The organism is Mesorhizobium sp. M1322 (assembly GCF_040318085.1).
Taxonomy (GTDB): Bacteria; Pseudomonadota; Alphaproteobacteria; order Rhizobiales; family Rhizobiaceae; genus Mesorhizobium.
Window position 1 is genome coordinate 30,954 of sequence record NZ_JAMYLP010000038.1, and the last position, 19,950, is coordinate 50,903.

Annotated in this window: 19 protein-coding genes and 1 pseudogene; 8 read left to right on the forward strand and 12 right to left on the reverse strand. The window is 61.4% G+C overall.

What is annotated here, in order from left to right:
• Positions 1–306 precede the first annotated feature (306 nt).
• The 3 genes from NKH12_RS16045 to NKH12_RS16055 all read left to right on the forward strand — a co-directional run bounded on the left by NKH12_RS16045 (position 307) and on the right by NKH12_RS16055 (position 4,747).
• The gene (locus NKH12_RS16045) at positions 307–2,868 is read left to right on the forward strand and encodes a GcvT family protein (RefSeq protein ID WP_352954029.1); all 2,562 of its coding nucleotides are present in this window, start codon (positions 307–309) and stop codon (positions 2,866–2,868) included.
• Positions 2,869–2,969: 101 nt separating this feature from the next.
• Positions 2,970–3,791 (forward strand): site-2 protease family protein, encoded by an 822-nt coding sequence (locus NKH12_RS16050; RefSeq protein ID WP_352954030.1) that lies wholly within the window; start codon positions 2,970–2,972, stop codon positions 3,789–3,791.
• A gap of 107 nt (positions 3,792–3,898) precedes the next feature.
• Complete coding sequence (locus NKH12_RS16055; RefSeq protein ID WP_352954031.1) at positions 3,899–4,747, forward strand: DUF1194 domain-containing protein; 849 nt, start codon at positions 3,899–3,901, stop codon at positions 4,745–4,747.
• A gap of 75 nt (positions 4,748–4,822) precedes the next feature.
• Here NKH12_RS16055 and NKH12_RS16060 read toward each other — a convergent pair whose 3' ends face one another.
• Entirely contained in the window at positions 4,823–5,824 is a 1,002-nt protein-coding gene (locus NKH12_RS16060) for a GlxA family transcriptional regulator (protein ID WP_352954032.1), read from the reverse strand.
• A gap of 187 nt (positions 5,825–6,011) precedes the next feature.
• On the opposite strand from NKH12_RS16060, the gene NKH12_RS16065 reads away from it, so the two are divergent.
• Complete coding sequence (locus tag NKH12_RS16065) at positions 6,012–6,569, forward strand: hypothetical protein (RefSeq protein ID WP_352954044.1); 558 nt, start codon at positions 6,012–6,014, stop codon at positions 6,567–6,569.
• Between the two features lie 11 nt (positions 6,570–6,580).
• Here the strand turns inward: NKH12_RS16065 and NKH12_RS16070 are convergent, their stop codons facing one another.
• On the reverse strand, positions 6,581–6,769 hold the full coding sequence (locus NKH12_RS16070; RefSeq protein ID WP_352954033.1) for a hypothetical protein: 189 nt from the start codon (positions 6,767–6,769) through the stop codon (positions 6,581–6,583).
• Between the two features lie 231 nt (positions 6,770–7,000).
• On the opposite strand from NKH12_RS16070, the gene NKH12_RS16075 reads away from it, so the two are divergent.
• Positions 7,001–7,900, forward strand: coding sequence for a LysR substrate-binding domain-containing protein (locus tag NKH12_RS16075; RefSeq protein ID WP_029351948.1), 900 nt, complete (start codon positions 7,001–7,003; stop codon positions 7,898–7,900).
• 1 nt (position 7,901) lies between these two features.
• On the opposite strand, the gene NKH12_RS16080 is transcribed toward NKH12_RS16075, so the two are convergent.
• The 9 genes and pseudogenes from NKH12_RS16080 to NKH12_RS16120 all read right to left on the reverse strand — a co-directional run bounded on the left by NKH12_RS16080 (position 7,902) and on the right by NKH12_RS16120 (position 16,551).
• Positions 7,902–8,885: an alpha/beta hydrolase fold domain-containing protein gene (locus NKH12_RS16080; protein WP_352954034.1), complete on the reverse strand. Its 984-nt coding sequence runs from the start codon at positions 8,883–8,885 to the stop codon at positions 7,902–7,904.
• Positions 8,886–9,148: 263 nt separating this feature from the next.
• Positions 9,149–9,334, reverse strand: a complete 186-nt coding sequence (locus tag NKH12_RS16085; RefSeq protein WP_352954035.1) for a hypothetical protein — start codon at positions 9,332–9,334, stop codon at positions 9,149–9,151.
• Between the two features lie 190 nt (positions 9,335–9,524).
• Positions 9,525–11,594: an ASKHA domain-containing protein gene (locus NKH12_RS16090; protein ID WP_352954036.1), complete on the reverse strand. Its 2,070-nt coding sequence runs from the start codon at positions 11,592–11,594 to the stop codon at positions 9,525–9,527.
• A gap of 8 nt (positions 11,595–11,602) precedes the next feature.
• Positions 11,603–12,577: a methyltetrahydrofolate cobalamin methyltransferase gene (locus NKH12_RS16095; RefSeq protein WP_077383680.1), complete on the reverse strand. Its 975-nt coding sequence runs from the start codon at positions 12,575–12,577 to the stop codon at positions 11,603–11,605.
• Positions 12,578–12,656: 79 nt separating this feature from the next.
• Positions 12,657–13,748: a methylenetetrahydrofolate reductase gene (locus tag NKH12_RS16100; protein WP_123151815.1), complete on the reverse strand. Its 1,092-nt coding sequence runs from the start codon at positions 13,746–13,748 to the stop codon at positions 12,657–12,659.
• The gene (locus NKH12_RS16105) at positions 13,745–14,344 is read right to left on the reverse strand and encodes a methylenetetrahydrofolate reductase C-terminal domain-containing protein (RefSeq protein WP_352954037.1); all 600 of its coding nucleotides are present in this window, start codon (positions 14,342–14,344) and stop codon (positions 13,745–13,747) included. The genes NKH12_RS16100 and NKH12_RS16105 overlap by 4 nt, the downstream gene beginning before the upstream one ends.
• Positions 14,337–14,636 carry a virulence factor gene (locus NKH12_RS16110; RefSeq protein ID WP_292394166.1) on the reverse strand — a complete coding sequence of 100 codons (300 nt, stop codon included), beginning with the start codon at positions 14,634–14,636 and terminating at the stop codon, positions 14,337–14,339. The genes NKH12_RS16105 and NKH12_RS16110 overlap by 8 nt, the downstream gene beginning before the upstream one ends.
• A 242-nt stretch (positions 14,637–14,878) precedes the next feature.
• Positions 14,879–15,790: a fatty acid desaturase gene (locus tag NKH12_RS16115; RefSeq protein ID WP_352954038.1), complete on the reverse strand. Its 912-nt coding sequence runs from the start codon at positions 15,788–15,790 to the stop codon at positions 14,879–14,881.
• A 193-nt stretch (positions 15,791–15,983) separates the two neighbouring features.
• Positions 15,984–16,551 (reverse strand): annotated as a pseudogene (locus tag NKH12_RS16120) (DUF4893 domain-containing protein).
• Between the two features lie 123 nt (positions 16,552–16,674).
• Here NKH12_RS16120 and NKH12_RS16125 point away from each other — a divergent pair.
• Positions 16,675–17,598: an NAD-dependent epimerase/dehydratase family protein gene (locus tag NKH12_RS16125; protein WP_352954039.1), complete on the forward strand. Its 924-nt coding sequence runs from the start codon at positions 16,675–16,677 to the stop codon at positions 17,596–17,598.
• Positions 17,599–17,606: 8 nt separating this feature from the next.
• Here the strand turns inward: NKH12_RS16125 and NKH12_RS16130 are convergent, their stop codons facing one another.
• A complete protein-coding gene (locus NKH12_RS16130; protein ID WP_352954040.1) occupies positions 17,607–18,236 on the reverse strand; it encodes a DUF1638 domain-containing protein in 630 nt (209 codons plus the stop codon).
• A gap of 64 nt (positions 18,237–18,300) precedes the next feature.
• On the opposite strand from NKH12_RS16130, the gene NKH12_RS16135 reads away from it, so the two are divergent.
• Together NKH12_RS16135 and NKH12_RS16140 are read left to right on the forward strand one after the other, a co-directional pair.
• The gene (locus NKH12_RS16135) at positions 18,301–18,441 is read left to right on the forward strand and encodes an EncA/B family entericidin (protein WP_254021938.1); all 141 of its coding nucleotides are present in this window, start codon (positions 18,301–18,303) and stop codon (positions 18,439–18,441) included.
• Between the two features lie 276 nt (positions 18,442–18,717).
• Positions 18,718–18,933, forward strand: coding sequence for a hypothetical protein (locus tag NKH12_RS16140; RefSeq protein WP_352954041.1), 216 nt, complete (start codon positions 18,718–18,720; stop codon positions 18,931–18,933).
• Positions 18,934–19,950 lie beyond the last annotated feature (1,017 nt).

The following is a 19,950-nucleotide window of genomic DNA, read 5'->3' on the forward strand; positions in this document are numbered from 1 at the left end:
TGCACGTCGTTCCTGGAGATAAACCATGAGTTCCGTCTCCAGCCTGGCGCGCATCGTTTTCCCTTGAAACAGCTGGTCTCAACTGCGGTGCCACGCGTCCTTTTGGATGCGCAAAGGACGCCATAGAACTTCTTTCTGCGCATGATCCTAACGAAAATCGATTCCGATTTTTCGGCGTTGTGCGCCGGGGTCGCGCCGTACCTGCGGCGTGTCGCAAACAGGCGGTAGCACGATGGCCGTCGCCTGCATATTGTGCGCCGATCAAGCGGGCGCCTGGCCCGCAGCAGCATTTTGGAGTCGCGGGCAATGGCAGGGTTTCCGGAAAAGGCGAAGGTCGTCATCGTCGGGCTGGGCGGCATTGTCGGTGCATCGGTCGCCCACCACCTGATCGAGCGCGGCTGGGACGACATCGTCGGCATCGACAAATCAGGCATCCCGACCGATATCGGCTCGACAGCGCACGCCTCCGACTTCTGCTACACGACCAGCCATGATTTCCTGTCCTGTTGGACGACGCTCTACTCCATCGATTTCTACGAAAAGATGGGCCATTACGCCCGCATCGGCGGCCTTGAGGTCGCCCGCGTTGGCGACGACGCCCGCATGGAGGAGATCAAGCGCAAGATCGCCTCGGCAAAGGCTTTCGGCACGCGTGCCCGCCTGATCGAACCGGCCGAGATCAAGCAGAAGTTCCCGCTGATCGAAGAAGAGATGGTGCAGGGCGGCCTGTGGGATCCCGATGCCGGTCTCGTCATCCCGCGCTCGCAAACGGTCGCCGGTAAGCTGGTCGACCAGGCGGAAGCCTCCGGCAAGCTCAAATCCTTCGCCAACACGCCGGCCAGGTCGCTTGTCGTCGAGAACGGTCGCATCAGGGGCGTGGTGACCGATCGCGGCACGATCGAAGCCGACTATGTGATTGTTTGCGCGGGTATCTGGGGCCGGTTGATCGCGGAAATGGTGGGCGAGGACCTGCCGGTGATGCCGATCGACCATCCGCTCACCTTCTTCGGACCGTATACCGAGTTCGCCGGCACCGGCAAGGAGATCGGCTGGCCGCTGCTGCGCGACCAGGGCAACTCGGCTTACATGCGCGACACCGGCGATCCCAAGACCGCCGAAGGCGGGCAGATCGAGTGGGGCTACTACGAAGAGACCAATCCACGCCTTTGCCATCCGCGCGACCTTCTGGAGAAGGACCAGGCCCGCCTTTCGCCCTCGCAGCGCGACCTCGACATGGAACAGATCCTCGCCCCGCTCGAGCGGGCCATGGAACTGACGCCGATCCTGGGCGAACTGGGCTACAATGAGAGCCATTCCTTCAACGGGCTTCTGCAGGTGACGGCAGATGGCGGCCCCTCCATGGGCGAGAGCCAGAAGGTGCGGGGCCTCTGGTATGCCGTCGCGATCTGGGTCAAGGACGGCCCCGGCATGGGCAAGCTCATCGCCGACTGGATGACGGACGGCCGGACGTCGATCGACCACCACGCCATCGACTATTCGCGCTTCTATCCGCACCAGACGCAAGAGCAGTTCATCTGGGACCGCTGCACCGAAACGGCGATGAAGGTCTACAATCCCGCCGTCCATCCGCGCGAGCCCTTCTCCAAGGCTCGCAACGTGCGCCGCTCGCCTTTCTGGGAGCGCGAGAAGGAACTCGGCGGCTATTTCATGGAGCTCGGCGGCTGGGAGCGCGCCCATGGCTATGCCGCCAACGAGCACCTGCTCGAGAAATATGGCAACCGGGTGCCGGTGCGCGAAAACGAGTGGGATAACCGCCATTTCTGGCGCGTCTCCAATGCCGAGCATCTCGCAATGAGCGAGGATTGCGGCATCGTCAACCTGTCGCATTTCGCGATGTACGACGTGGAAGGCCCGGATCATGTCGCACTGATGGAATGGCTGTGCGCAGCCAAGATCGGCGGCGACGGCAATATCGGCAAAGGTATCTATACCCATTTCCTCGACGACGAAGGCATGGTGCGCGCCGACCTGACCGTCATCCGTATGGCCGACCGCTGCCGCGTCATCGACGGCGCCGATGCCGGCCCGCGCGACTTCCACTACATGCGGCGGACGGCAGAAGACAAAGGGTTCGACGTCACCATCACCGATGTGACCGAGAACTACGTGACCGTCGGCATCTGGGGACCAAACGCCCGGGCAACATTGAGCAAGGTCGTGGAAGACCCGGATGGCCTGACGCCGGAGAATTTCCCCTTCGCCGCGATCAAGCCTGTCAGGATCGCCGGCAAGGACGTGACCGCTTTCCGCATCTCCTATGTCGGCGAGCAGGGCTGGGAACTGCATATGCGATACGAAGACGGACTGGCCGTATGGGACGCGTTGCGTTCGACCGGCGTGATGGCTTTTGGCGTCGAGACCTATGCCAACAGCCGCCGCATGGAGAAGAGCCTGCGCCTGCAGAACGCAGATCTTCTGACCGAGTACAATCTGCTGGAGGCTGATCTTGCCCGTCCGAAGGTCAAGGAGGCCGATTTCAGCGGCAAGGCAAAGCATCTGGAGTATCGCGCCCGCGCGCACCAGCCGGCGATGCTTTGCACGCTCGTCATGACGGATAATGTCGATTCCAGGGGCGTTGCGCGCTATCCGGTCGGCACGATGCCGGTGATGGACCCGGAAACGGGTGAGACGCTGGTCGACAAACTCGGCCGCCGATCCTTCACGACCTCGATCGCCTATGGCCCGACCATCGGCAAGAACATTGCGCTCGCCTACCTGCCTTGGGGGTATTGCCAGGAGGGCCGCAAGCTGAACGTCGAATATTTCGGCGAGACATACCCGGTCGAAGTGGCCGCCGTCGGTTACAGACCGCTCTACGACCCAGAGAACCTCAATCCGCGCAGCTGAGTGCGGCAGGACTGTAGATGCAAAGTTCGGCTCATAGCCGGGCTTTTCTCTTTTTAAACGGGCAATTCTCGCTTAGCGTCGCATTGGGCGGAGTAGCGCACTTGCGGCGGTTTGACTGGGACAAGAAGAACGATGCGCTGGTGTTCAGGGTGAATGGGAACATCCCCGTTCGCATCAGCTGGACTTTTGCAATCCCGATTGTCCTGCCATTTGTGCATGAGTGGTCGATCCGTCCGGGTGACGCACTGTTCCATACCTCGGTCTTTGCCGGGCTGTTCTTCGTGTCGGTCTTTTTGCATGAACTAGCGCATGTATGGGCCGCGCGCCGGCAAGGCGTCAGCACCGAGAGGATAGAGCTCTATCTCTTTGGCGGGGTTGTTTATTTCAAGCGAGGCGTAGCTTCGTCGCGCGGTTGGGCATGGATCGCATTTGCGGGCCCATTGGCGAACATCGTTTTGGCGGCAGTTTTCGTTGCTTCCTATTATTTCATCGTGGCACCGTTCCTGACTGTCGAGTCGGATAGTTTCTTCAATTCGCCCCCTCCAAGGTCGATCAGTCTTCTGGAGTGGACGCTTTGGGTTGGCACTTTGTTGAATGTGGCGCTCTTTATTCTGAACATTCTCCCGGCCTACCCCCTTGATGGCAGCACGATCGCGCGGCATTTGCTTACAAGACGCTTCGGAACCGGTAGGGCAGCGCGGATCGTCGGCTTCTGCGGCGTCGTCCTCTCGATCTTGCGTTTTGCTGTCATCCTTTCTGCTGCCGTCTCAGGTGTCCTGTTATGGCTTCCGCCGTCGTTCAAGCCGAATTGGCGAGCGTTTCGAGGCACTGGCAGGAAAAAACCCAGTCCGCCGCGCCCGGCAACCGAGCCTGCCGATGATATTGAATGGCGGGGCAGGGGCGGATGGCCGATCAATAAATGATACCAGTACCGGGCAGTTATCATCCGATCCCGTGAGGGTTACATCCCGAAACCGGCAGTTCCGGCTTTTTCCTTTGCCACAATGCGATTCTCGCTTACCCTAGCGACATGTCTGCTTTTGCCCGTGCAAGACATCTCCTCTCAGGCGCCGCCGCGCTGGTGCTGATGTTCGTGCTGGCGCCGGACTCCCGCGCCGCCGAACCCGTCGATATCGAACTGGTGCTGGCAGTCGACGTTTCGCTGTCGATGTCGCCGGCCGAACTCGAGATCCAGCGCAAAGGCTATGTCGCGGCGCTGACGCACGACACGGTACTGCAGGCGATAGCCGATGGCGCCTATGGCAAGATTGCCGTCATCTATGTCGAATGGGCCGGCACGACCTGGCAGCACGTCATCGTGCCGTGGACGGTGATCGCCAATCGTGCCGACGCCGAGCGGGTGGTCGAACAGCTCGCCGCCCATGCGCCCAATAGCGCACGGCGCACCTCGATTTCCGGCGCCTTGCAATTCGGCAGCGATCTCTTCGCCGAAAGCGGCTTTCAGGGCGTCAAGCGCGTCATCGACATTTCAGGCGATGGCCCCAACAATCAAGGTGCTCCCGTCGATGTGGTCCGTGACGAGCTGGTCAAGCAAGGCATCACCATCAACGGCCTGCCGCTGATGACCCGGAGCGGCTTCACCAGCGTCTACGACGTCAACTATCTCGACCGCTACTACACCGACTGCGTCATCGGTGGGCCCGGCGCGTTCATGATCCCGGTCAACGAGTGGACGCAGTTTCCTGAGGCGATCCGCCGCAAGCTGGTGCTCGAGCTTGCCGGGCCTGCGTCACCGCAATGGGCGGCGGACGAAGCGGCGGATCCGCCGGTGGTGCTGGCGCAAGACAAGCCGGCCACCGACTGCCAGGTCGGCGAGAAAATGTGGCGCGACCGAAGCTGGATGTTCGACAGCCGCTAGGGCATCGAACGCTCTGGACTTGGCGAGCACTCCTCGCCGGGAGGTGGCGTCTACACCATCCAGGTGCTGCCTTGTCTACGCGACCAGCAACTGCTTGCGGTCGACGCGCTCCTGCTGCGGCGAGCGCGCATAGAGCTCGCGGTAGCATTTGGAGAAATGCGAGGCGGAGACGAAGCCGCAAGCGACCGCCACTTCGACCACCGGCATCGATGATTGGATCAGCAAGTGCCGGGCCCGGTCGAGGCGGATTTCCAGATAGTAGCGGGCAGGGGATCGTCCCATCTCGGTGCGGAACAGGCGCTCGATCTGACGGCGCGACAGGTCGACGTGATCGGCGATCTCGATCAGCGACAGCGGCTCGGACAGGTTCGCCTCCATCAACTCGATGATGGTCAGCACCTTGGAGTTCTGTACGCCAAGGCGAGCGCGCAGCGGCAGGCGCTGGCGATCAGTCGGGCTGCGTACGCGGTCAGTCAAGACCTGCTCGCAGACCCGGTTGACGAGATTGTCGTCGAAATCGTCGCCGATCAGCTTCAGCATCATGTCGAGTGCCGCGGTGCCGCCGGCGCAGGTGTAGATGTTCTGGTCGATCTCGAAGAGATCGGCAAAGACATTGGCCTTCGGGAACGCCTCGGAAAAGCCCGGCAGGTTCTCCCAATGAATGGCGCAGCGCTTGTTGGACAACAGGCCGGCGGCGGCCAGTATATGTGCGCCAGTGCACAGGCCGCCGATAGCGACGCCGCGGTTGTATTCCTCGCGCAGCCAGGCGAAGGCCGATCTGTTCTGGTAGCGCTCGACATTGATGCCGCTGCAGACGACCGCCATGTTCGGCCGTTCGGGGCCGGACATCTTCTTGCGTTCGTCGTCCAGCGAGGTATTGACGGCGCATTCGACGCCGTTCGAGGCGCGCACCGGCTTGCCGTCGATGCTGGCGAGCCGCCAGCGGTACGCCTCGTAGCCGAGCATCCGGTTGGCCGAGCGCAACGGATCGAGCGCCGTTGCGAAGGCGATCATGGTGAAATCGGGGACAAGGAAGAATACAAACGATCGTCTGACCGGATGATTTACGACGTTCACAGGGTAGCCCTCACGCTGCAATGGCGCGAACAGGATGTCGCGATCAGCATAGCGACATCAGGAAAAACCTTTCCTGTCAATCGGCTAGGCGGCAACAAAAAGACTTTATTTGCGACATGGGTCGCAAATGGGCAATCGCTATGCGTTGACGGTCCCAACATGCCGCCGGTTTGAGGAAATATGCGGCATGTGGTCGGCACATACAAAACGCGCCGCCTCGGCGAACCGAAGCGGCGCTGTGATCAACTTCGAAGCAGCAGCAGGGAGCGCCGCTTGCGAGCTTGTCAGATCAGGCGACGAAGCCAAGCCGCGCGGCGGCCATAGCACCGGTCTGGCCCGGCATGGTGTTGGCAAGGCGCTGGCGCTCGAGCGCGGTCGTCAGGTTCATTTCACGGCGAGGAAAAAGGCGGGCAAAAAGCTTCATGATCATCTCCATTCGGTTGCTCAGACGGGTCGCCTTCGCTTGATGGAGTGGGGCAGCTCGTTGGCTGGCGCTGATATAGGCTTACGTGAGGGGAAACTAAATCGCAAAAGCGAAGCACTTGTTATGAAAAGCGACACGGAATGCGACAAATTTGGGCAACCGCCAAGATTTTCGATTTTTTACAAGGCGTTAGCTGGAAATTCCGGCTGCTATGCAGCCCGTTCATATGCGCCATGCTGCGGCGACATGGCTCCAAAAACATTTGACTGCAAACAAAAAGGCCTGCCGGACATGATCTGCGCGACAGGCCGTCAGCTTTGAATACACACGATCTATTTTGCTCCGCCAGCCCAGGATCCAACGCCATAGCGAGTGCCGGTCTTGGTGTCGGTGGCTTCAGGCCAGCCGATATCCTTCTGCAGTTCGATCGGCAGAGAGCGGATGGCGCGTTCGGTCTGGTAGCGGGCGCGAGCCGCGCTGAATTCGGTCGCGATGCGGCCGATGGATAACAGGATGGACATTTTCATTCTCCTTAATGTTGGGCCGGGAGGTTTCCGGTCGCTCCGCGTACGAAGCGCTACTTCAGGTTTGTTTCAGCTTCATTTCGTGTCGATTGCAGTTCCGTGTCGTGGCGTTTCAAGGCCGCTTTCGATACGTCTGCCTTCGATGGAGTTGACTATCCTCCCAAATTGATGTTCAATCAAACGAAATGAAATGATAGTTTGCATCAGAAAAATTGAAGGACGATCCCGATGAACGCCCCACTCAATCATCCGTTGCCGCTGCTCGATCTCGACGTCTTGCGCACCTTCGTGGCAATCGCCGAGACCGGCAGTTTCACAACCGCAGCCAATGCCGTCTTCCGCACGCCGTCGGCCGTCTCCATGCAGATCAAGAAACTTGAGGACATTCTCGGCCGCTCGGTGTTCGCGCGCGACGCGCGCTCGGTGACGCTGACCACGGATGGCGAGATGCTGCTCGGCTACGCCCGCCGGCTGTTATCGATCAACCGCGAGGTGGTGTCGAAATTCATCATCCCCGACATCGTCGGGGTGGTGCGGCTCGGCTCGCCGGATGATTATGGCGAGCGCGTGCTGCCACATGTCCTGAAGCGTTTTGCGCAGTCGCATCCTTCGATCGCGGTCGACGTGACCATCGACCAGAGCAGCAATCTGCGCCGGCGCATGGACGACCGGGCGCTCGACATCACGCTGCTCACCAATTCCTACAAGACCAGCGCGCTCGGCGCCGAAGTGCTGCTCACCGAACCGATCGTCTGGGCCGGCGCCAAGGGCGGCTGCGCGCATCTGCGCGAACCGCTTCCGGTGTCATTGTGGGAAGAGGGCTGTGCCTGGCGGGCCGGAGCGCTCGAAGCGCTCGGCCGCGAAGGCCGCAACTATCGCGTGGCCTATATGAGCGCGCATACGGCCGGCCAGCGCGCCGCAATCATGTCCGACCTCGCAGTGGCGCCGCTGCCGAAATCGTTCCTCGGCAGCGACATGGTCGAGCTTTGCCCGAAGGACGGCATGCCCGATATCGGCACCTACAATCTCGCTATGGTCGTGGCGCCGGACGCCAGCGCGCCGGTGAAGGCGGTCGCCGACCATATCCGCGCGACCTTCGAAGTGTTCAGGGAAACCGGGAAATTTTGATTCAGGATCGCAACGGCGTAGCCAAGTTGTGAGCGGTGACGCCGCGATCTGTCCTTTGCAGCGCCAATTCGCCGGCTTTGGCGTGATAGCTTTCGGTGTCGCAGGTTAAAAACGTCACGATGCTGTCCCGCGCGCGCCGAGCTTCTGGCATGTCGATCAGCGGCCAGACGTGGAACATGCCTGGCTCGTGCACGACCTCTATCTCTACGCCGGCGGCACGGGCCTTTTGCGCGAAGATTAGGTTGTCGGGGGTTAGCATGTCGCGCGAACCGGTCAGAAGCAGCGTTTTCGGCAACACAGAGAGGTCCCCGTAAAGCGGACTGATGCGCCAGTCGCTGGGATCGATGCCGGCACTGTAGAGCCGGACCGCCTCCAGCCCGCCAGGAATTCCCAACCAGGGGTCGTAGCGTTCTGCCTCGAACACTTCGGGGTTGGCGAGCGACACGTCGAGGCCGGGCGAAATCAGCACATGCCGCGACGGCAAGGTCAGGGAGGCTTCCGCCGCCATCATGGTCAGCACCACGGCCATGTTGCCGCCGGCGGAATCGCCCATGAAGACGATGTCCTGCGCTTCCGTTTCGTCGAGCATCTGACGGTAAACCTTGCCGACCATGCCGAACATGGCGTGGAAATCGTGTTCGGGAGCAATGGGATAGATCGGCACAGTGATGCCGAAGCCCAGCCGGTCGGCCATATCGGCGATCAATCCCCAGTGATAGGAGGTGATTTGAAAGACATAGGCGCCGCCATGCAGGTAGAGAATCCGCTTTCGCTCGCCGGTCTTTGGCGCGATCTCGTACACGGGAAAGCCGTCCACGCTGCGCGTCGCGATCTCGAAACGCTGATGCAGCGATGCGGGCGGCTGATGGTTCTCCGTCTTGCGCGCATAGGCAATCCAGCGCTGCAGGTTTTCCGGGCTGGAGAAGGCTTTCTTGCGGCTATACCTGAGCACGAAGGAAACGACGTGGCTTTTGATACTTGGCATGCGGACACACGGACTTCGGCTGAGCCGACTAAGAGAACCCCTCGCTATCGAAGATCGTGCCTTCGCCCAGAATGTCAAGATTTGCGCGGCCTCAACACGGCGGTGTGATCTGGCTGGCAATCAAGGCCAGCATCCGGTCGTGGCTCGCCGCAATGCTCAGCGTCGGGGCAGCAGTGCGGCGCGCAGCCAACGGTCGCTTGCCGCCGGGGGCGCGTTTAGGCTCCCGCGCGTTGGCCGCCGCATGGTTTTGTCGGCGAAGGTCATCAGCGCGCCGAACCCAGAAGCAGGGCCGAGAGGGTGACCTGCGGGTCTTCGCGCGGCGACACGGGCCAGCCGATGTCCCTCTGAATTTCGGGCGGCAGGCTGTTCATGGCCCGGACGGACTTGTTCCTGCTGTGCGCGTGCTTGATGGCCGCCCTATAGCGGCCGAGGCTTTCGAACATCGACATCTTCATCTCCCTTGGAGTGCTGCGGCGGCCGAAAGTTATTTCCTGCCTGCCGTTCGATGCCGGTTAAATGCGCCGCAGATGTATCTGGTGGATTTCACGAAAACAGCGCCTTGTTTCAGTTTGGGCCGATCCGGAAACATTTGCATGCAAACGAGAATGAGGGCGAACTGCAGCTTTTAGCAGCGGGATACTATCCCCGGCCGCGCCGCGCCGCGTGTCCCTCGCGCGAACGCCGCCGCGGGGCGGCATCGCCGGCAATCCCGTCTTCGCTGACCGTCTTGCGCGGTGGCAGTTTCACAGCTGCCGACAATTTCGGGAACGGGTCGATCTTGTTCGGCAGCGCCATGGCATAGACGAAATGCTCCTGGAATTTCGGCTCCAGCGCGGTCTCGATCTTCTCGATCCGGCTCACCGTTTCCTCGATCTCGCGGCGATAGCCGCGGTTCAAGAGCGCCATGCGCGCGCCGGCACCGGCGGCGTTGCCGACGGCCGAGACCTTGTCGAGATCGCAGTCGGGGATCAGTCCCAGCACCATGGCGTATTTCGGATCGATGAACGAGCCAAAGGCGCCGGCGAAGTGGATGCGGTCGACATGATCAGTATGCTGCTTTTCCATCAACAGCTTGGTGCCGGCATAGAGCGCTGCCTTGGCGAGTTGGATGGCGCGCACGTCGGTCTGGGTGATGGTGATCCTGGGCTCGCCCTCCTTCAGCACGTAGGAGAAGGTGCGGCCATTGGCGGTGACCCGCGGCGAGCGGACGGCAAGCCCGCCGTCGACGACGCCGTCCTCGGAGATGATGCCGGCCAGATACATTTCGGCGACCACCTCGATGATGCCGGAGCCGCAGATACCGGTGACGCCGGTTGCCTGCACGCTGTCGAGGAAGCCGGGCTCGTCGGACCACAGTTCCGAGCCGATGACGCGGTATTTCGGCTCCAGCGTGTCGGGATCGATGCGGACGCGCTCGATGGCGCCGGGCGCGGCGCGCTGGCCGCCGGAGATTTCCGCGCCCTCAAAGGCCGGACCGGTGGGCGAGGAGGCCGCCACCACGCGCTGGCGATTGCCGAGCACGATCTCGGCATTGGTGCCGACATCGACGATCAGCATCATCTCGTCCTGGCGGTGCGGGCCCTCCGACAGTGTCACCGCGGCCGCATCAGCGCCGACATGGCCGGCGATGCAAGGCAGCATGTAGAGCCTGGCGCCCTGGTTGAGCTTCAGGCCGATATCCGACGCCTTGATGTGCACGGCACCCGAGACGGCAAGCGCGAAGGGCGCGCCGCCGAGTTCGGTGGGATCGATGCCGAGGAACAGATGGTGCATGATCGGATTGCCGACGAAGACGGAATCCAGGATGTCGTTGCGCTGGACGTTGCCTTCCGCGCAAACCTTATCGACGAGACCCGAGATCGCCTCGCGCACCGCGACCGTCATGCCTTCGCGACCGTCCGGGTTCATCATCACATAGGAAACGCGGCTCATCAGATCCTCGCCGAAGCGGATCTGCGGGTTCGACGTGCCCGACGAGGCGGCGACGCGGCCCGACAGCAGCGACACCAGATGCATGGCGATAGTGGTCGAGCCGATATCGCAGGCAAGCCCGTAGGCCTCGTTCTTGAGGCCGGGCCACAAAGAGATGACCCGCGCGGTCTCGCTGTCGGCATCCTTGTGAATGGCGGCGGTCGCGGTCCAATTGCCTTTGCGCAAGATGCCTTGCACCTGCGGCAACAGATGGAAATCGAAATCGAGGCTCTTGAGCCCCCAGTCCTTCATCAGCGCGATCTTCAGGCGATCGAGATCGCCTAGCGGCTTGTGCATGTCGGGCTCTTCGATCTCGACATAGCACATGTGGATTGCCGAATCGCGGGCGATGACCCTGGTGTCCGCGTCCTTGCGAATGGTTTGTGCGTTGATCACCGTATCCTGCGGCACGTCGACGACGAGATCGCCGAGGATCTGCGCCGAGCAGGACAGCCGGCGCCGTTCGGGAAGGCCGCGCACGCGTTCGTATCGCTCCTCCTTCGCCCCTTTGGGCGAGATGTGGTCGTTGGAAGAGACGATCTTGTGTTTGGCGAAGTTACCTTCCTGCACCTCGATCTGGCAGCGCCCGCAGGTGGCGCGTCCGCCGCACACGCTCTCGACATAGACGCCGAGCTGGCGTGCGGCATCGAGCACCGGCGTGCCGACCGGAAACCGCCCGCGCTTGCCGGACGGCATGAACAGCACGAGTGGATCGGTGATGTTGGCAGGAGAGTTCACGATTGCGCTTATCCTCGGGCCATCCGGGCTTCACGGCCGCCGCGCCGGCGGCCGCCATTGCCATTGCCTTCGCCCGGCGCATTGACTTGCGTGGGCGCCGCGATCGCCTGGCCGCCCTCGGCCGGCTTGTAGTCCTTGTAGGTCCTGATCCAGTTGGTGCAGTTCTCGTCGGTGCCATTCAGCACATTGGCGCCGCGCACTGCTTCCATCTCCTGCGGACGCACCGGATTCATGATCGCCGAGGTCATGCCAGCGCCGATCACCATCGGGATGAAGGCGGCGTTGATGCCGTGGCGGTGCGGCAGGCCGAACGAGATATTGGAAAGGCCGCAGGTGGTGTTGACCTTGAGCTCTTCACGCAGCCGGCGCAGGAGGGCAAAGACCTGGCGGCCGGCGTCGCCCAGCGCACCGATCGGCATGACCAGCGGGTCGACGACCACGTCATGTGCCGGAATGCCGAAATCGGCGCAGCGCTCGACGATCTTCTTGGCGACGGCGAAGCGCACGTCCGGATCCATCGAAATGCCTGTCTCGTCGTTGGAGATGGCAACCACCGGAACATTGTATTTCTTGACCAGCGGCAGGATGGCTTCGAGCTTCTCTTCCTCGCCGGTGACGGAATTGACCAGCGGACGGCCCTTGGCGACTTTGAGCGCCGCCTCGATCGCCGCGGTCACCGAACTGTCGATCGACAGCGGCAGGTCGACCAGGCCCTGCACGATCTCCAGCGTCTGCACCAGCAGACCGGGTTCGGTCTCGTTCGGGTTGACCGAGGTGACGCCTGCATTGACGTCGAGCATAGTCGCGCCGCAGGCGGCCTGTTCCAGCGCGTCCCTGATGACGGTATCGAAATTGCCCGCGATCATCTCGGCCGCGAGCTTCTTGCGCCCGGTCGGATTGATGCGCTCACCAATCACGCAGAAGGGCTGGTCGAAGCCGATGATGATTTCTCGTGTCGCCGAGGCGACGATCGTCCGGGTCATGAAATCTCTCCCTCGTGATATAAAGACTTCTTTATATCGTTTCTGATTTCAATCAAGCGAATGGTGACCGTCCGCGCCATCAATGCGCGGTCTTGACCATGTCGACCTGCGTTTCGGTGATCTCGTCGTGCAATATGTGGTCGAGCCGGTCGGCGACGAGCTGGTCGTCGCGGCGGATTTCGCGTTTCCAGGGCTGACGGCCCTTCAGCACGCCCGATTCATCGACGATCTCGGCGACGTATTCCTCCTGGCGATAGGCCATCACATGGACGCCGGAGACGCCGGGAATTTCCTTCACCTCGTTGATGATGTCGATGCAGAGCTGCTTGCCTTCCTTCTTCTGGTCCTGGGCGCCTTCCAGCCGCTTGACGATCGAATCGGGGATATGAATGCCCGGCACGTTGGAGCGGATCCATTTGGCCGTCTTGGCCGAGGCCAGCGGCCCGACGCCACACAGGATAAAGCATTTTTCCGTGAAACCGAGATCGCGGACCTGCTGCATGTAGGTGCGGAACATCGGCACGTCGAAGCAGTACTGGCTCTGCACGAACTGTGCACCGGCGGCGATCTTCTTGCCCAGCCGGTAGGGGCGGAAATCGATCGGCGGCGCGAAAGGGTTGATCGCCGCACCGAGGAAAAGCTGAGGCGGCGTCGTCAGCTTTCGGCCGGACAGGAACTTGCCGTTGTCGCGCATGATACGGCAGGTTTCCAGCAGTGACATGCAGTCGAGATCGAACACCGGCTTGGCACCGGGCTGGTCTCCGGCCTGCACGCCGTCGCCTGTCAGGCACAGCATGTTGGCGACGCCCATCGCCGCCCCGCCTAGCACATCGCCCTGGATGGCGATGCGGTTCCTGTCGCGGCAGGCGATCTGCATGATCGGGGCATAGCCCATGCGGGTCAGCAGCGCACAGATGCCGACCGACGACATGTGGCAGTTGGCACCCGACGCGTCGACGGCGTTGATGGCGTCAACCCAGCCGTCGAAGATTTTGGCGCGGTTGTAGACGTCCTCCGGATCGGCGCTGTCGGGCGGGTTGAGCTCGGTCGTCACCGCGAACTCGCCGCGCCTCAGGACGCGCTCCAGCCGGCCGCGTGAGGTGTGGCCGGGCAGGGGGTCGAGCGGCAGATGGATGCCGGCCGGGTTCTCGTCGGGCTGGCGGCCGATCATGCCGGTGCCCCAGGATTGGGAGTGTTGCGCGAGGCTTCGCGCGCGGCGGCAGCCTGTGCTGTCACCCGCAGCCAGGCCGAAGTCTCGCGCAGCGACTGGTCGACCGGCTTCTGCACGTCGAGAATCTTGTCGCCATGCACCATATTGCGCGAACCTTCCCAGGCCTTGACCCAGACGCACGGCATATCAGGCTCGACCTCGCAATTGCCGTTGGCGCGCACACCGCCGCAAGGGCCATTGCGCAATTGCTTGGGGCAATTCATCGGACACGACATGCCGGTGGAAGAAAGGACGCACTGCCCGCACATGCGGCAATCGAACATAAAACCCTTGACGCGTTTTTCGACGAATTTGATGGGGCCTTCGACGCGGCTGTAACCGATGCTCTTCCACAGCGGATGGAGGAGCAGAAACATGTCGGCGAATCTGGCGTAGAACCATTCGAGCAGTCGCGAGTGGCGCACGGACCACAGCCTGACCGCGAAGGAGCGCTGCACGCGCCGCTGCGGCGATACGTCGGCAGGCTTGTAGTCGGATTTCGGCGCTGCCTTCTTGACCAGAGTGGCCTGGGTAACCGCCGGGGTTGTTTCAGACATCTTTTCCGCCCGCCTTGACCAGAGCGACCAGCCGCTCGCGGTCGTATTTCGCGTCGATATCCTGAAAGGCTTTTTCAGCTTCGCCTTCAAGATCGTCGCTGACCGGCACGGGGTCGGCCTTGCGCCATTCGGCCAGGTAGTCGTCGGTGCCGCCGGCGCCGGTGCGCATCGCACACATGTCGATCGCCTCGGTGAAGCGCAGCGGCAGTTCGCGCTTGGCGTTCTGCCGGCCTTTCTTGACGATGACCTGGGCGGGGATGTCGCGCCAGTAGACGACGATCAGATCGGCCATGAATTCCTACTCCCGTAGAGCGCCGTGCGTCCAATCGGATGCACAAAGGACGCTCTACCACTTTGACTCAGCTGCATCGTGCTTTCCGGAGATCGATCTTCGGGCCGATGCAGTGGTTCGGAGCATTGCCGGAAGCGCTGTTGGGCTGCTTGTTATGGGACGACGCGCGCGCATTCAAAAGCGACGCAATTGGAGGCCGCAAAAGGAAAGGTGAGAGTTTTCGATATTTCGCTTGGTTTGGATCAGCCGGTGCGACGATCGAAGCTGCCGACAAGGTTCCTGTGGAAGCGGATATAGCCTCGCTCGGTCGTGCGCAGGTGTTCGGCGACGATCTGATGGAAACGCGGCAGACGGTGAAAGGGAACGGCCGGATAGGAATGGTGCTCGGAGTGGTACGGCATGTTCCACGCCACGAAGCGCACCAGCCGTGTGGTAAAGGTGGTGCGGGTGTTTTCGAGCATGTTGGCGACATGCGGGCAGAGCGCGTGCTCGGCCAGCAGATAGGCCCGCAAAAACGGCTGGCCGACGAGCACCGGCACAATCCAGACCCACAGCAGCAGCGCCGACTGCACGGCAAGGGAGGCCGCCAGCAGCACCGCATAGGCGATCAGAAAGCAACGTGCTTCCGAACTCACCTTGTCGCGGCCCTTTTCCGGCACGAAGACGTCGCGGTTGCGGCCGGCGGCGTTGACGACGATCACGCGCGCCATGCCGCTCCAATAGGGGAAGCCGGAGAGATAGCGCAGATACTGGCCAATGGTCTCCGGTTTCGGGCTCATCAGTTCGGGATCATTGTCCGGATCGTGCGTGTGGCGATGGTGCGCGAAATGGAAATAGCGGAACCATGCCGGCGGCAGCAGGATCAGGAAGCCGGTCACGACGGCGATGGCGCGATTGAGCCACGGCGTCCTGAAGGCCGTTTCGTGGATGGTCTCGTGCAACAGCGTGAAGAAAAAGACGATCAGGATCCCCTGCGGCAGCACGAGAACCGGCCAGAACGGAATGCGGGCGGCGATCAGCATTCCCAACACGACAACCAGCCCGCCGTGAACGGCCAGCCGGACTATGCCAGGCCTATCCAGTTTGGCGGTGAGGTCGCGACGATCCGCGGCCGACAGACCGGCGATGATTGTGCGGTGGTCGATTTCGCTCATGCAGGCAAGTTTATCGCCGGGGCGCTGTCCGGTAAATCGGCGCTCGTTACCAGACACCGGTTTTTTACGCCGGTCTACCACTGTTTCGAAGGCAGGCCGCGACGTGTCGCCCGTAAAGACATAGTCTTAGCGCGTAGGATGCTAGACCGCCGGGTTAATCTTGATGATCGGGTTGGGTGTCAGGGCCGCGGGCTCAGCGCTTGAATTCAAGGATGTCGAGCTTCGATTCGTAATAGGGCGCCGGGAACTCGATGCGCCATTCGTTGGCGCTGTTGCGAAAGGCGTAGCCGACCTGGTCGCTTTGCGGGCCGCTGCCATAGGGTTTTGCGGGATCGTTGTTGACATAGAAAGAGCCGAGATAGATCGCGCGCTTTTCGTCGTCGTCGAAGAAACGGCCCTTGGTGCGCTGCGAGCCGGTGAGTTTTTCCAGCATCCAGCCCGAACCACCGTCGCTCACCTTGCACTTGAACCAGCCGTAGATGACGAGCGGGCTCAGCCCGCCGGCCTTGATGGTGCTGCCAGTGGCCGGTCAGGTCCTTGTCGGAAAACGAGACCAGCGGCTTTGCCAGCACGGCGTCGAGCTGCTTGACCTCGGCGGCGTCGCCGGCCTTGGCTTCGTCAAGGGCTGCCTTGCGTGTCTCGTCATATTTGTCGAGCCGCACCTTGTCGGCGGGCGTGATCAATTTCTGCACCTCGCCATCGGCGAGCGCGGGCAGGGCGAAGCAGACAACGCCTGCGGCGATCAAGAGGCGAGCAATCATGGTGCGTTTCCCGGTCGACTGCTGGAACAGCCTGTTTTCTCGTTTGGCATACAACTTACCCGTTCGCGGCGGCCTGTCATCCATGCTTAACAGCGATCAGCTTTAAAAATGGTGGTTTCGCCGATGCGGATCTTGCTTACGGGATCGTCAGGCTGGCTGGGCAGCGCGCTCGCGCCGCGCCTGCGGGCCCTTGGCCACGACGTCATCGGCCTCGATCCTGTCGCGTCGGCGCAAACCCAGGTGATCGGCTCGGTCGCCGACCGTGACCTAGTCATGCGAACGTTCAGGGAAAACCGCATCGAGGCGATCGTCCACAGCGGCGCGCTTCATAAGCCTGACATCGAACACCAACGAAATGAGGATTTCATCGAGACGAATGTGCGCGGCACGCTCAACCTGCTCGACGCGGCAGTAGTATCAGGCGTTCAGCGTTTCGTCTTCACATCGACGACCTCGCTGATGATCTCGAAAACCATACGCGCCGGCTCGACCGGCGGTGCGCGAAAGGCCGCCTGGCTGACGGAAGACATGTCGCCCGAGCCGCGCAACATCTACGGCGTCACCAAGCTTTCGGCTGAACATCTTTGCCGCCTCTATCACATCCAATCCGGACTGCCGGTGATCGTGCTGCGCACCGCCCGGTTCTTTCCGGAGGCAGACGACATGGCGCATGCGATCGAGCAGTCGGACGCCAACACCAAGGCCAATGAGCTGTTGTTCCGCCGGCTGACCGTGGAAGATGCCGCCGAGGCCCATATCGCGGCGCTGGAGAAGGCGCCGCAACTGGGCTTCGACATCTTCATCGTTTCCGCGCCAACACCGTTTCGGCCCGTTGATTGCGAGGCATTGATCGCCGACGCCCCGTCCGTCGTCGCGCGTTATTTTCCGGAATTTCCGGCGCTCTATGCGCGAAAGGGCTGGACAATGTTTTCCTCGATCGACCGCGTCTACGACGCCTCGCGGGCGAGGGACAGGCTGGGCTTCATCTGCAAGACGAGCTTTGCCGATGTGCTTGCCGCGCTCGCAGCCGAAGAAAGAGCCGCCTGAACGAACGGTCAGCCGTGTGCGGCGGCGCTGGCCAGCTCCGCCGTCAGGTCGCCATAGCCGGTCGAGCGGCGCTCGTAGGCGAGGCCGAGCATTTTCGCGGCTTTCTCGGCGACCTTGTCGAGTTCCGGATCGTCGGTCTGGGCGATATAGACCAGCTTTTCATAATTGCCGAAATAGTCCTTGATCAGCTCCGGATGCCTGTCGAGGCCGAGCGGCTTCATGAAGAAGGCGTCGAACTGCCGGCACAGGAAATCAGTCATGTAGAACGACATCATGTCGTCGTCGGCGATTTTCGCATAGGCGTCCATGCCCTGGTAGAAGGCAAAGCAATGCGGCCCGGCCATGCGCTCGACGCCATGCTTCTCGCAGACGCGGTCGAGCAGGCCGCCGGTGCCGCAATCGGCGTAGCCGACGAAGATGTTTCTGTAGCCTTCCGCCTTGGCCTTTTCGATTGCCTTGTCCATGGCGGGCGCGATGCGGTCCGGGTAGAAATGGAACTCCGCCGGCAGGCAGGTCAGGTCGAGATGGTCGAGCCCCAGCTGCTCCTTGACGGCCAGAACTTCGCGCGCAATCATCCCGCAGGCGATGACAAGCAGCCTGTCGCCTTGATCGAATTGCTGTTTTCGCGCGAGGCTCATGGAACCAGTTTAACCGATCTTCGTTGCTGTCGGGCAAATCTATTTGTTGAGGGAGACACCATTCATGAAACTGTTACGTATCGCGCCGATTGCCATTATCGCTTGCGCCTTGGCTCTTTCAGCCTGCGCCAATACCGTTCGCGGCGTCGGCAGGGACGTCAAATCGACAGCGAACGCCGTTGAGGACACGGTCGAGAATCCCTGATCCGCAGTTTCACCAAAGCGCGTCGCTCTCAAGAGATAGTTCAAGCGATGCGCATTAAGTCTTTGTAACATCTGGGAACGAGAAAGTCGTGCTGCAAGGCGTGGGTCGGTTTATTGTCCATGCCGAATTCGCCCAGATGAGGCCGAAACGCGGGACGTCGTGTCCGCCTATTGCAATTATTTTCGTTGGGGGCGGGCACGAAAAGTTGACTTTTCGAGCGTGGGATATGCCGTTAATCTTTTCCGGTACCCTCAACAACGAAGCAGGAGCCATAGGATGAAGACCGCTCTCTTAGTTGTCGCCGCTCTGGGCCTTTCGGTGTCCGGCGCCGCAGCGGAATGTGTTGGCCACAATAAAACAACGGCTTCCGTAGATCAGCAAACCAAGACGGCAAGCGTAGATCCTCAAACCAAGGTCGCAAGCGTCGCGAACACGCCGACAATTGCCGAGACGCCGATCCTGAAAAAGGAAGAGGCGAAAGAATCAGAATAGGCGCTTCAACGCGCCCGATCCCACCATAAGCACCCTAGCCGCTAGCGGAGGCTGTCATCGCAGCGCCAACGGCGTTGGCCGTCAACTAACAGTGTCGTGCTCTGGCTTGACACTGGATGCCGAAGGCCAGTCGAGTGGCTGGCAACATCCGCAAGGTTGCGGCCATGCAACTGGCCCTAATGCAACAAACTCCTATAGCGTACAGGCCACCTCCACAGCGGGCTTCGAAATCTGGGTGGCGGTGTCGTTCGTACAGAATTTCGTAAACGGGCCGGCGCAACGAACTCCGACCCTTCTCAGGCAGTGAGAGCGCGGGCGCGGCGCACAGGCCGGTAAAACGCCCGGTGACCCAGCCACCGATCGCCAGGATCGCAAGTATCGCTGCTACGGCAATGATGCCGACGAGGATCGAATATTCGACCATGGCAGCGCCTGGATCGCCTTGGCAAAACTGCCGGGCCGTCGTCACGAGTGTGTCCATGGAGTTCCCCTTTTAGACCCGACGCGTCGACATCGGTGCAAAGTGCGCGGGAGCTAATGCAATAGCAGCATTCGAACGAGGGACTAGAGCCCGCCTAGAACCCAATTCTGATAAACTGCGGGCAGCCAGTCACCGCATAGCTTGGCGTCGTGAACGTCCCTACGCCCGTGAAATAATGGCAGATGAACCCGTCCGTTGGATCCTTTTCGTCGTGGTAGAGAACTGCGGTTGACGTGATCAGCAACCCGCCAATCGCCCCCGCGGCTAGAACTGTCAGCACCCCCAGAGAGACGACTGCTTTCCGCATTTTTTTGCCCGCGACTTGTCTTCCCACGGCTATGCCGAGGGCCGACGCTAGGCCAGTGACGAGCGAGCAGCAACAGGATAATATCGGCTCGAGGAACGGCTGGTGTTATGGGAATACTTCGAGCGCGCCAAAAGCCTAAGTGTCTGAATCAAAACGACTGGTGCAATTTCAAGGTCTTGCGAGGCGACGCGTGAGCAGGCGGATGTGGGCGATGAAGACCCAGGCTTCG